Here is a 14,700-nt window from a genome sequence, read left to right on the forward strand (position 1 = left end):
ATGGGCAAGATGATGCTGGACGCGCGCAAGGACCTGAAAAGGACGGGCCAGGCGTCGCGCACGCTGCTGCTGACAGGCACATCCCTTCTGGCCATGGGCGCCGCCCTGACCGCCTCCCGCCCGGCGTCGGCGCAAAACGCCGTCACCATCATCGGCGGAACCACGTCGCTGCAGATGACGTCGGCCTACACTAACCTTACCCTCACCAACAGCGGCGCCATCTCCGGCGGTGCGACCGCCGTCACGTTCACCAACGGCAGCCACGACCTTCTTCTCAACCAGGGCCTGATCTCCGGCAGTATCCGTGGCCTCTACCTGGCCGGCACGGCCGGCGTCGGCTACAGCACCCTGACCACGCTGATGAACACGGGCACCATCGTGTCCAGCGGCGGCAACGCCATTGAAATCGCCGCCGGCAACGTCCTGGTCTCCATCGTCAACAGCGGCCTGATCTCCGGCAATCTGCTGCTGGACGGCGACAGCGCCGTCACGATCTTCGGCGGTGTCGGTGCGGCCGTCGGCAGCTTCACCGGCGTGTCGGGCAACCAGGGCACCATCACCAGCACGCTGGCCAACCTGACCCTGGGCGGCGGCAGCCTGCTGCTGAACGACGCCATCAACGTCGGCGCCAGCGGCACCCTCATCAACAGCGGCGCTTCCGTCACCCTGGCCAGCGTCGTCAGCGTCACCGGCAACTATGGCCAGTCCGATGGCACCCTGGCGCTGGGCGCCGGGGCGGAGCTGGTGGTCAGCGGCGACGCCAATGTGACGGGCGGCACCGTCAATGCCACGCTGTCCGGCATCACCAGCGGCAATACCTATCTGGTGGGGCAGACGCTGGCCACCCTGGTCGCCGCCAGCAGCGGCACCTACACCGGGCTGACCACCAGCTTCGCGGGCGGAATTGGCGGTCTTTCCATCGGCGCCGGCACTGCGGGCGGCAATCTGGTCGCCCAGGCCAGCAACGATTACGTCGGCGGCACGGCCGGCAGCCTGACGCTGACCGGCACGGTGCACACCGGCGGCACCAACGCCTATGTCGCCGGCAGCGCCAGTATCGGCACGCTGGTCAACGCCGGCAGCTTGTCCGGCGGCGAGGTCGGGCTCCATGTCCAGTCCGGCGCCCATATCGGCACCTTGGTCAACACCGGGCTGATCGACGTCTCGGCCGGCGGTGGTTTCACACAGCTTGGCATCCGCGTGGACGGCGGTTCCGTCGCCACCCTGTCCAACACCGGCACCATCATCGGCCAGTTCGGCATCTTCAGTCAGGCCGTGGTCGGGCTTATGTCCAACAGCGGCGTGATCACGGTCACCGGCGCCGGCGGCGGCCTCGTCAGCGCCAACCCCGCCAGCATCGTCGAGAACAGCGGCACTATCGTCATCGCGAACTCCGGCACCGCCATCCGCGGCTATGCCACCATCAGCACGCTGATCAACAGCGGCCTCATCACCGTGGGTTCCTCCTCCGGCATCGGCATGCGGTTGAGTGCGCGGCAGAACACCGTCGTCAACAGCGGCACCGTTGCCGCCTCCCGCGCCCTGGTGATCAGCAACGGTGGCGGCATCAGCTACTTCGTCAATTCCGGTCTTGTCGCCGGTGACGTGATCAACGGCGACAATTTCTCCGTCTACGAGGACCTGTCCATCGTGGGCGGCACGGGCGGGACGGTCGGCACCTTCACCGGCTTTGCCGCGAACAGCCAGGGCACCATCACCAGCACCTTCAGCAACCTGGTCTTCGCCGGCGGCGACCTGCTGCTGAACGATAGCATCAACGCCATCGGCCACACCGTGGTGAACAGCGGCGCAAACCTCACCCTGGTCAGCATCGTCAGCGTCACCGGCGATTTCAGCCAGAGCGCCGGCGCCCTGAATCTGGGCGCCAATGGATTGGTGGTCAGCGGAACGGCCAGTATCGGCGGCGGGGTGGTCACGGCCTCTCTCGCCAGCCTGACCGTGGGCGGCAACTATGTGGCGGGCGACGCCCTGGCCACCCTGGTCGCCGCCGGCAGCGGCACCTACGGGGGCATGGCCTTCGCCGTCAGCAGCGGCGTCAGCCCCCTGGTGATCGTGCAGGGGACGGACGCGGGCAACCTGCTGGCCCTGGCGGGCAACGACTACATCGGCGGCACGCTGGCCAGCGTGGTCAACACCGGCACCATCGACAACCTGTACGTGGCCGCGACGGGCAGCCTGGGCAGCTTCCGCAACGAGGCCACCGGCCTCCTGGCCAACGGCGCCACCAACCTGGGCAGCATCGGCACCCTGGACAACGCCGGCACCATCGGCAATTTGTCCGTGGCCGCGACGGGCAGCCTGGGCAGCTTCCACAACGAGACCACCGGCACCCTGGCCAACGGCGTCACCAACCTGGGTGCCATCGGCACGCTGGACAACGCCGGCCTGGTCCTGGTCAGCGGCAGCAGCGGCTTCAACGCCAACGGCACCATCGGCACGCTCAGCAACAGCGGCACCATCAGCAACGGCGGCGGCTTTGGCCTGGGCATGCTGGTGCGGGGCACGGTCGGCCTGCTGCAGAACCAGGTGGGCGGCAGCGTCGGCGGCCCCATAGCCATCGTGGTCGTCGGCCCCAGTTCCAACAACGGCACGGCCGCCACGGTCGGTACGCTCAGCAACGCCGGCACCATTGCTGGCGCCTATCTGGCGATCGAGACCGACGGCACCGTCGGCCTGCTGCAAAACCGGACCGGGGGCACCATCACCGGCGGGAACAGCGGCGTCATCAAGGTCTACGGCGGCATCAACACCCTCACGAACGGTGGTCTCATCCAGGGCGCCTACACCGGCGTCATCGTCGACAACGCCCAGTTCATCAACGGCACCATCGGCTTGCTGCAAAACCTGGCCGAAGGCAGCATCGTCGTGTCCAGCGGCACCAACCTGTTCAATGGTGCTGCCATCATCAACCACAGCCGCATCGACACCCTGTTGAACAGTGGCTACATCGGCGCCGTCGTCAGCGGCATCCTCAGCGATGGCACCATTGGCACCCTGGCCAACCAGGTGGGCGGCACCATAGCCGTGTCGGGTGCCTTCGGGGTGACCTGGGCGGGCGTCCAGGCCGGCGGCAGCATCGGCACCCTGAGCAACGCCGGCCTGATCACCATCGGCGCCTACGCGGGCAGCCACACCGGCGTGGGCGTCAACGCCACCGGCACCCTCGGCCAGTTGAGCAACAGCGGCACCATCCTGGGGCCGAACGGCATCTTCGTGCGGTCGGGCACCGTCGATACCCTGACCAACCAGGCGGGCGGCACCATAGCCGCCACCCGTAGGGGCATCACCAACGTCGGCATCATCGGCCGGCTGGACACCCAGACCCTCAGCACCATCACCGGCGGCACCACCGGCGTCTTCAACGCCCTGGGCGGCAGCATCGGCACCCTGGCCAACGCCGGCGTGATCGCCGGTGGCGCATCCAACGATGGGCTGGCGAACCAGGGCCAGATCGACCTGCTGGACAACAGCGGCACCATCACCGGCTCGATCGGCATCCACAACCTGGCCCAGAATTCCTCCGCCCTCAGCACCATCGGCACCCTGATCAACAGCGGCCTGATCCGGGGCGCCATCGGCATCTATGAGCAATTCGGCGGCGGCACGCTGGTCAGCAACAGCGGCACCATCCTGGGCGCCAACTATGGCATCGTGGCGAACGCAAGCACGCTGGGCACCATCGCGAACAGCGGCACCCTGGCCTCCAGCGGCACCGGCGCGGCTCTCGCTGGCATCTACAGCAACGCCAGCACCATCAGCCTGATCACCAACAGCGGCACCGTCACCGGCTGGGCGAACGGCATCTACGCCGACCAGGCGGGCGCCACCATCGGCGCCGTGGTCAACAGCGGCGTCATCGCCGCCACCGCGCGCGGCGTCCAGATCAGCGGCCAGGCCACCATCGGCACCCTGGAGAACCAGACCCTCGGCACCATCACCGCCGGCGCCACCGCCGTCCTCAACACCGTGGGCGCCAGCATCGGCACCCTGGCCAACGCCGGCCTGATCGCCGGTGGCGCATCCAGCGACGGGCTGCGGAACAAGGGCCAGATCGACCTGCTGGACAACAGTGGCACCATCACCGGCTCGATCGGCATCCACGACCAGAGTCAGAACTTCCCCACCCCTGGCACCATCGGAACCCTGGTCAACAGCGGCCTGATCAGGGGCACCATCGGTATCTATGAGGAGTTCGGCGGCGGCACGCAGATCAGCAACAGCGGCACCATCCTGGGCGGCGTCTATGGCATCGGGGCGTATTGGGGCACGCTGGGCACCATCGCCAACGGCGGCACCCTGGCCTTCGCCGGCGCCGGCACGCCTGTGGCCGGCATCTATGGCGCCTACAGCACCATCGGCCTGATCACCAACACCGGCACCATCACCGGCTGGGCGGCCGGCATCCGTGCCGACCAAGCGGGCGCCACCATCGGCACGGTGGTCAACAGCGGCGTCATCGCCGCCACCCGGGACGGCATCCAGGCCAACGGCGGGGCCACCATCGGCGCCCTGCTGAACAGCGGCACCATCACCGCCCCCACCGCCATCCAGCTGACCGGCGACGCGCGCATCGGCACCCTGGTCAACAGCGGGCTGATCGCCGGTACCGTCCAGAACGGCAATCCCTCCTTTGGCGACACCATCGCCGGCGACCTGACCATCGCGGGCGGCACCGGCGGCACGGTGGGCACCTTCACCGGCCAGACCCTGGCCAACAAGGGCCTGATCGACAATCGGCTGAGCAACCTGACCGTCACCGGCGGCAGCCTGCTGCTGAACGACGACATCGACGCCGGCAGCCATCTGGTCAGCAACCAGGCGGCCATCATCGCGCTGAACAGCATTGTCACCATCACCGGCGACTACAGCCAGTCGGCGGCTGGGACCCTGGTGCTGAACGGCGGCGGGCTGACGGTCAGTGGCGGCGCCACGGTGGCGGGCGTGATCCAGGCCACCGCCGGGGGGAGCGCCACCGCCAACTATCTGGCGGGGGACACCGTTGCCACCCTGCTGGCGGCCGGCACCCTCAGCGACACCGCCGACCTGACGCTGAACGCCGCCGCGCTGGGCGGCCATTTGGCCGTGACCAGCGGCACCGCCACCAACGCCCTGCTGGCGCTGGCCACCAGCGATTACATCGGCGCCAGCTTCGGCACGCTGAGCATCGGCAACGGCACGCTGCTGTCGGCGCCCACCGCCCTGTACATCGCCGGCAGCGGCAGCCTGGGCGCCCTGGCCAACAGCGGTACCATCGCCGGCAACGTCACCAACGCCAGCGCCAACGCCCTGACCATCCTGGGCGGCACCGGTGCCGCGACCGGCACCCTGACGGGCGGCAGCCTGACCAACCAGGGCACCCTCACCAGCACGCTCGCCAACGTCGTGCTTGGCGGCGGCAACCTGGCTTTGAACGACACCGTCAATGTCGGCACCGGCACGCTGGTCAACAGCGGCGCCAACCTGACGCTGGCCACCCTGGGCAACGTCACCGGCAACTACAGCCAGGTGACCGGCAGCCTGTACCTGGGCGGCGGCGGCACGCTGGCGGTCAGCGGCGCCGCCAGCCTCACCGGCGGCAACCTGGTGGCGGGGCGCACGCTGTCGGCCACCGGCAACTACCTGGCCGGCACCATCCTGGACACCCTGGTGACGGGCGGCGCCGGGTCCCGCTATGACGGCGTCACGGTCACCAACGACAGCGCGGTGATCGGGGGCGTTGGCGGCATCGTCGCCGGCGACGACCTGCTGCTGGGCGCCACCGGCAACTACATCGGCGGCACCTATGGCAGCCTGGCCAACACCGGCACCCTGACGGGCACCTTCGGTGTGCTGGTGGGCAGCCTCGGCACCCTGGACACCTTCAGCAACAGCGGGCTGATGTCCCTGACGGGCAGCACCCGCATCGGCGTCTACGACCGTAGCGGCACCATCGGCGTGGTGGACAACAGCGGCACCATCGTCGCCAGGAACGGCGTCCAGGTCGACACGGGCGGAACCGTGGGCACCATCGCCAACAGCGGCACCATCACCGCCTCCGTCTCAGGCATCGAGCTGTACAACGCCCAGGCTGGGCTGATCACCAACACCGGCACCATCGCCGGCACCGCCGTCTTCGGCGGGGGCATCAACTTGCTGCAAGGGGCCTCGGTAGCGACCATCAGCAACGCCGGCTTGATCACTGAAACCGCCTATGGCGGCGACGGTATCGTCAACAATTCGGCCAGCACCATCGGCACCCTGCTCAACAGCGGCACCATCACCGCTGGCGGCCTCGGGATCGGGAATTTCAGCAGCAGCGCCAGCATCGGCACCCTGGTCAACAGCGGCCTGATCAGCGGCGGCACGGGCGCCATCCTGAACGGGGACACCGCCACCATCGGCATGCTGATCAACACCGGCACCCTGCGCGCCGCCAACGGTGGCGGCTACGCGCTGGCCAGCCACAACGGCGCCGTCCTCGGCACCCTGGTCAACGCCGGAGTGATCGCGGGCATGGTATCAGGCGCCCTCTACAACAGCGATACCATCGGCGGCGACTTCACCATCCAGGGCGGCGACAGCGGCACGGTGGGCACCTTCACCGCCTGGGACATGTCCAGTAAGGGCATGATCTACAACCCGCTGGGCAACGTCACCTTCACCTCGGGCGCCCTGCTGCTGCACGACGACATCTACGTCCCCGGCTATTCCGTCACCAACATCGCCGCCGCCCTGACCTTGGATACCCTGGTCACCATCACCGGCACCTATAGCCAACTGGGCGGCACCCTGGCCATGGGCACGGCCGGCGGGCTGTCGGTCACCGGCAGCGCCGGGCTGGCGGGCCTGTACCAGGTCACACTCAGCGGCGATGTCGCCGCCAACTATGTGGTGGGCGACGCCGTCGGGACTGTGGTGCAGGCCGACGGCGGCGTGTCCTACAGCGGCAGCCTGACGGGCACCGCGCTGGACGGCCACATGGTCCTGACCAACGGCACCACCACCAACCAGTTGCTGGCCCTGGCGGTCAACGACTATATCGGCGCCAGCTATGGCACGATCAGCGTCACCGGCCTGCTGACCGGCCCCACCGCCCTATACATCGCCGGCACCGGCAGCCTGGGCGCCCTGGTCAACAGCGGCACCATCGCCGGCGACATCATCAATCTCGGCACCGCCGACCTCACCATCAGCGGCGGCACGGGCGGCGTGGTCGGCACCCTGACGGGCGCCAGCCTGACCAGCCAGGGCACCATCACCAGCACTCTCGCCAACGTCGTGCTGGCCGGCGGCAGCCTGCTGTTGAACGACGCCGTGAACGTCGGCACGGGTACGCTGGCCAACGCCGGGGCCGCCGTGTCCCTATCCACCATCGTCAACGTCACCGGCAACTACAGCCAGACGGGCGGCACGCTGGCCCTGGCCAGGGCGGCGGAACTGGTGATCAGTGGGACCGCCAGCATCAGCGGCGGCACCGTTTCCATCGCGCGCCAGTCCACCTTAGGCAACTATGTGGCCGGCGGCGTCTACGCCACCCTGGTGGCTGCCGGTACCGGGTCCAGCTACACCAACGTCGCCGTCACCACCGGCAGCCATGCCCTGGGCCTGGCCGGCACCGTGTCCAACAACGGCCTGCTGCTGGGCGCCACCGGCGACTATATCGGCGGCAGCCTGGGCAGCCTGGCCAACAGCGGCACGCTGGCGGGCCATGTCGGCCTCAGCATCGTCCAAGGTGGCCAGCTCGGCACCTTCGCCAACGACGGCCTGATCAGCATCGGCGGCGGCCGGGCCGCCGACAACCGCGGCAGCATCGGCCTGCTGGAAAACACCAGCATCGGCACCATCACCGGCACGATGGGCCTCTACAGCGGCAACAACAGCACCATCAGTACGCTGGCCAACGCCGGCCTGATCAGCGGCACCTACGGCGTCTACCTGGAATACGCCCAGGTCACGCTGCTGACCAACAGCGGCACGCTGGAGGCGCTGGCCGGCGCCGGCGTACCGGTGGCGCTGAACCTGTCGAACAGCACCATCAACACCCTGGTGAACAGCGGCCTGGTCAGCACCGACGGCTATGGCTATGGCGTCAATCTCCACTTCGCCACCATCAGCACGCTGGTCAACCAGGGCGCCATCGCCTCGGGTATCGGCATCAGGATGGCCTACGCCAGCATCGCCGCGCTGGAGAACAGCGGCACCCTCAGCGGTACGAGCGCCCTCCAGAACAGCTATGGCGCCGGCATCGGGACCCTGGTCAACAGCGGCACCATCATTGGCGTCAGGGCGTATATGGGCTTTGCGAACGCCAACCTGGGCACCCTGGTGAACAGCGGTCTGATCAGGGGTGGCATCTACAACGGCAGCACCGACTATGGCGACACCGTCGCCGGCGACCTGACCATCCAGGGCGGTACCGGCGGCGCGGTGGGCACCTTCACCGGCCAGGACGGCGTGTCCACGGGCGTGATCTACAACAGCCTGAGCAACCTGGTGTTCGCCAGCGGCGCCCTGCTGCTGAACGACGACGTCCGGGCCAACGCCCATACCGTGTCCAACACCGGCGCGGCCCTGACCCTGGTCAACACCATCAACCTCACCGGCGCCTACAACCAGTCCGCCGGCACCCTGGTGCTGGACGGCGCGGCGCAATTGAACGTCATCGGCGTGGCCAGCATCGCCGGCCAGGTGGCGGCTTCGGTCACAGGAGACAGCACCGCCAATTACCTGGTGGGCGACACGGTGGGCACCCTGGCGCAGGCCACGGGCGGCCTGATCTACGCCGGCACCTTCGTCAACGGCGGCGCGCTGGGTGGCCATGCGCAGCTGACCGTGGGCACCAGCGGCAGCGAACTGCTGGCGCTCGCCACCACCGATTACATCGGCGCCGGCTACGGCACCATCACCGTCGGCGACGGCACCCTGCTGTCCGGGCCCACGGCCCTGTACATCGCCGGCAGCGGCAGCCTGGGCGCCCTGGCCAACAGCGGCACCATCGCCGGCGCCATCACCAACCTCAGCGCCAACGCCCTGACCATCCTGGGCGGCACGGGCGGCGTGGTCGGCACCCTGACGGGCGCCAGCCTGAACAACCAGGGCACCATCATCAGCACTCTCGCCAACGTCGTGCTGGCCGGCGGCAGCCTGCTGTTGAACGACGCCGTGAATGTCGGCACGGGTACACTGGCCAACGCCGGGGCCGCCGTGTCCCTATCCACCATCGTCAATGTCACCGGCAATTACAGCCAGACAGGCGGCACGCTGGCCCTGGCCACGGGGGCGGAACTAGTGGTCGGCGGTGCCGCCACCATCAGCGGCGGCACCATCGCGGCGGCCGCCCTGTCCGACACCGGCAACTACCTGGCCGGCAGCGTCTACGGCACCTTGGTCGCGGGCGGCGCCGGGTCCGACTACACCGGCGCCCTGGTGACCGGCAGCGGCATCCCGGGCATGGGCAGCACGGCGACGGGCAACAACCTGGCCCTGTTCGCCACCGGAAACTACATCGGCGGCAACTACGGCAGCCTGTCCAACAGCGGTACGCTGGCGGGCGCCGTGGCCCTGCAGGTCGGGGGCACCGGCAGCCTGGGCACCTTCAGCAACAGCGGCGTGGTCACGGGCGCCTATCGCCCCATCATGAACTACAACACCCTGGGCTTGCTGGAGAACCAGGCCGGCGGCACCATCACCGTGACCGCCGCCGGCACCCTGCACCAGGACACGGCGGCCATCTACAACGGCCAGCTCGCCTCCATCGGCACCATCACCAACGCCGGGGTGATCGCCGTCGCCAACGACCCCGGTGATTTCAGCGTCTACGGCATCTACGCCATCGTCAACAATGGCGGCACCGTTGGCCAGATCACCAACACCGGCACCATAACCGGCCGCGCCGGTATCGTCAGCGCCAACAATGGCGCCACCTCGAACGTCATCGGCACTATCGACAACCAGGGGCTGATCGGCGGTAAAACCGACATCAGCCTGCTGTTCACGCGCGCCGCCCTGGTGACCAACAGCGGCACCCTCACCGGCGTGGGTACTGCCAGTGTCAGCCTGTTGACGGCCTACTTCGCCACCATCGGCACTGTCGTCAACAGCGGCCTGATGGCGGCAGACCATGGCGGCGGTGGCATCGGCAACAGCTACGGCAGCATCGGCACGGTGCTGAACCAGGGCACCATCCGTATCAGCGGCACCGGCACGGCCATCTCCAGCTATAACGCGACGATCGGCACCGTCGCCAATTCCGGGGCCATCCTGACCGGTAGCCAAGCCGTCGCCATCGTGGGCCAATACGGCGCCGTTCTCGGCACGCTGGTCAACACCGGCACCATCAGCGCGCGTACGGCCCTCCGCTTCTATGGCAATTCCAGCCTGGGCGGCATTGTGAACAGCGGCCTGATCCAGGGCACCATCATGAACGGGGACGCCACCGGCATATGGACCGGGCAGGTGGACACCGTCGTCAGCAACCTGACCCTGCGGGGCGGCACCGGCACCACGGTGGGCACCTTCACCGGCCTGAGTGGCAAGGGCCTGATCGACAACAGGACGGGCGACCTGACCTTCGCCAGCGGCAACCTGCTGCTGAACGACGACATCTGGGCCACAGGCCACAGCGTGACCAACAGCGGTGCCGCCCTAACCCTGGGCAACGCCATCACCGTCACCGGCACCTATGTGCAGGGCGGCGGCACGTTGGTGATCGGCAACGCCAACACCCTGCAGGCCGACAGCGCTACGGTGACCGGTGGCCAGATCCGCCTGGACGGCCTGGGCAATTATGTCGTCGGCCAGGCGCAGACGGTGATCGGCGCCGCCAGCGGCGCCTACAGCGGCGCCACCCTGAACGGCACCATCGGCACGGGCAGCGCCATCGTCCTGGGCACCCTGGTCCAGAGCGGCGGCGCGCTGCTGGCGCAGTTCAGCAGCGACTATGTCGGCGGCAGCCTGGTCACCCTGACCAACAGCGGCACCATCACCAGCGTTTTCCCGGGCATCGCCGTCGCCACGACCGGCAGCGTCGGCACCCTGACCAACGCCGGCGTGGTGACTGCCACCTATCAGGCCGTGGCCCTCAGCGGCGTCGTCGATACCCTGGTCAACACCGGAAGCATCAGCGGCCTCAGCGCCATCGGGCTTTCCGGCACTGTGGGCAGCGTGCTCAACACCGGCGTCGTCCGGGGTGCTATCGCCCTGTTCGGCGACAGCACCACACGCTTTGCCAACACCGGCACCATCACCGGTGCCTATAACTCCATCTCCGGCGCGTCATACGCCGGCCTCCTGGTGGCATCCACCCTGGGCACACTGGCCAACAGCGGCACCATCGACGCCCAGTACGCCCTGCTGATGATCGGCAACAGCAGCCAGGGCCTTGCCAACAGCATCGGCACCCTGGTCAACAGCGGCGTCATCGCCGGCACGGTGGCCAACGGCAACACCGGCCTCATCGGCATCATCCCCAACAACACCATCGCCACCGACCTGACCATCCAGGGTGGGGCGAACGGGACGGCGGGCACCTTCACCGGCCGTTCCGGCGGCAAGGGCATGATCCTGAACCGCCTGAGTGAGCTGGTGTTCAGCGGCGGCAATCTGCTGCTGAACGATGACATCGACGCCACCGGGCACACGGTGACCAACGCCGGCGCCGCCCTGACCCTGGGCAACACCATCACCGTCACCGGCGCCTATGCCCAGGATGCCGCCGGCACGCTGGTGGTGGGGAAGGCGGGCCAGGCCACCGTCACCGGCCAGGCCACCGTCGGCGGGCGGTTGCTGGCCGGCCTGGCGACTGACAATTTCCTGCTGGGCAGCCAGGCCACGCTGCTCCGCGCCGCCGCCGGGTCCGACTACGGCGGCCTCACCGTCGCCAGCAACCTGGCGCACCTGGCGCTGACCAACACCATCGCGAACAACGCCGTGGTGGTCACGGCGCAGAACTACTACATCGGCGGCAGTCTGGGCGCCGACATCACCAACAGCGGCACCGTCAGCGCCGCCACCGCCGTCTACATCGCCGGCGGCGCCACGGCCGTGGGCACCCTGGTCAACAGCGGCGTGATCGCCGGCGACATCATCGACGACCGCGCCGGCGCCAGCCTGCTGCTGGCCGGCGGCGCCAGCATCGGCACCTTCACCGGCGGCACCATCACCCACACCCAGGGCGACATCCACATCACCCAGGGCACCATCCGCCTGAACGATTCCGTGAACGCCGGCAGCGGCGCGCTCTACATCGACAGCCCCGCCCTGGTGACGCTGGGCGGCGCCGTCGCCGTCACCGGTACCCTGCGCATGGCCGGCGGCCTGTTGATCGGCACCACCACCGGCCTGCTGATGGCCGACAGCGCCACCGTCACCGGCCGGGTGCTGACGGACGCCCAGGGCAATTACATGGCGGGCGACACGCCCACCCTGGTCCACGCCACCGCCGCCGACTACAGCGCCGCCACGCTGGCCAGCCTTTTCGGCCTGAGCGGCAGCGTGGCGCAGGACGGCGGCAACCTGGTCATCCGTTACCTGAACGACTATGTCGGCGGCGGGCTGGCCACCCTGAACAACACCGGCACCCTTGGCGGTAGCGGCTACGGCGTGTACGTGGCCGCCACCGGCAGCATCGGCACGCTCAGCAACAGCGGCGCGCTGGGCGGCGTGGCGGCCGGCGTGGCCAACGCCGGCGGCACCATCGGCACCCTGGTCAACACCGGCACCATCAATGCCGCCTACGCCCTGGGCCTGGGCGGCGGCGGTACCATCGGCACCCTGGTCAACAGCGGCGTGATCGCCGGCACCCTGGTCAACGGCGACAACAACCTGGTCGGGTTGGGCGTCGACACGGTGGCCACCAACCTGTCCATCCAGGGCGGCGCCGGCAGCCTGGTCGGCACCTTCACCGGCCAGAACCTGACCGGCAAGGGCAGCATCCTCAACCGCCTGAGCGACTTGGCGTTCACCGGTGGCAAGCTATGGCTGAACGACGACATCAACGTCGGCGGTCATACGGTCAGCAACCTGGGCGCCGATGTCACGCTGACCAACGCCCTCACCGTCACCGGCGCCTACACCCAGGCGGCGGGCGGCATCCTGCGCGTGGGCGGCGGGGCCCACCTCACCGTCACCGGTGCGGGGACCGTCGGCGGCACCGTGTTCGCGGGCCTGGCCACCGACACCGCCACCCTGGGCCAGGTCGAGACCCTGATCGCCGGCGGCAGCGGCAGCGACTTCGGCGCGGCCCAGGTCACCGGCGTCACTGGTATGGCGGTGGCCAGCGCCATCATCAGCAACGCCTTCGGCGACACCGCCCTGCTGGGTCTCCATACCAACTATTACATCGGCGGCAGCCTCGGCACGCTGTCCAACAGCGGCAACATCGGCGCCGGCACCATCGTCTACATCGCCGGGACCGGCACGCTGGGCCTGCTGTCCAACAGCGGCACAATCGCCGGCAACATCGTCAACCGCAGCGCCCGCACCCTGTCCATCAGCGGCGGCACCGGCGGCGCCGTGGGCAGCTTCACCGGTGGCACCATCACCAACACGGCCAGCGACCTGGCGCTGGCCGGCGGTGACCTGTCGATGGTGGACGCCATCGATGTAACCGGCCACACCCTGGTCAATAGCGGTGCCAACGTCACGCTGGGCGGCACCATCGCCGTCAGCGGCGACTACAGCCAGACCGCCGGTTCCCTGGTGATACAGCCGGCCAGCGGCGAACTGAACGTCAGCGGCAACGCCCGCCTGACCGGCGGCACCGTGGCCATGGCGGGTTTCAGCGCCACTGGCGACTATTTCGCCGGCACCCTGGGCACCCTGGTGCATGCCGGCGGCACGCTGACCGGCGGGGCGGCCATCGCCGCCGCCGGCGTGGGCAACCTGAACATCGCCAGCAGCATCATCGGCGGCGACCTGCTGGCCCTGATCGGCAACGACTATATCGGCGGCACCCTGGGCAGCCTGACCAACATCGATACCATCAGCAGCCGCACCGCGCTTTACGTGGCCGCGACGGGCAGCATCGGCAGCCTGGCCAACAGCGGCGCGCTGACCGGCCAGTACGCCGGCCTCAGCAACGACGGCACGATCGGCACCTTGGTGAACGCCGCCACCATCAACCAGCGCGGCGGCACCTTCAGCAACGCCATCGGCGCCTCGGTCGGTCTGCGCAACACCGGCGTCATCGGCAGCCTCAGCAACAGCGGCATGATCAGCGCCGCCAATACCGGCCTGTACAACATCGCCAGCATCGGTACGCTGGCCAACAGCGGCAGCCTCACCGCCGGCAACTTCGCTTTCCGCAACAGCAGCAGCCAAGGTGTCGGTGGCACCATCGACACGCTGGTCAATGCCGGGCTGGTCAATGGCCGGGTGGGAGCGGTCATCGTCAATGCGGGTGTCATCGGCCTGCTGGACAACGGCGGCACCGTTTCGGCTTTCGTTTCCGCCGTTGGCGTGAACGGCGGCACCATTGGCACCCTGCGCAACAGCGGCACGATTACCGGTGATGTGAGGGCCGTCGCTGTCAGCAACCTGGGCAGCATCGCCACCATCCTGAACAGCGGCCTGATCAGCAGCACCAGCAACGCCATCACCATCCGCAACAATGCCGCCCTGGGCCTGCTGATCAACAGCGGTGTCATTGCCGGCAGCATCCGGAACGACAGCGCGAACACCCTCAGCATCCAGGGCGGTGAT

The 14,700-nt window shown here is 68.7% G+C and carries 1 protein-coding gene (only partly in view); it reads left to right on the top strand.

Features of this window, described 5'->3' with window-relative positions:
- A protein-coding gene (locus UAJ10_RS08780; RefSeq protein WP_322915001.1) for a hypothetical protein crosses the window boundary here: on the top strand, positions 1 to 14,700 show its start. It continues 16,569 nt past the right edge of the window; the window shows 14,700 of its 31,269 coding nt (coding positions 1–14,700); the start codon lies at positions 1 to 3; the stop codon falls past the right edge of the window.

This window comes from Nitrospirillum guaranorum (assembly GCF_034653275.1).
Lineage (GTDB): Bacteria > Pseudomonadota > Alphaproteobacteria > Azospirillales > Azospirillaceae > Nitrospirillum.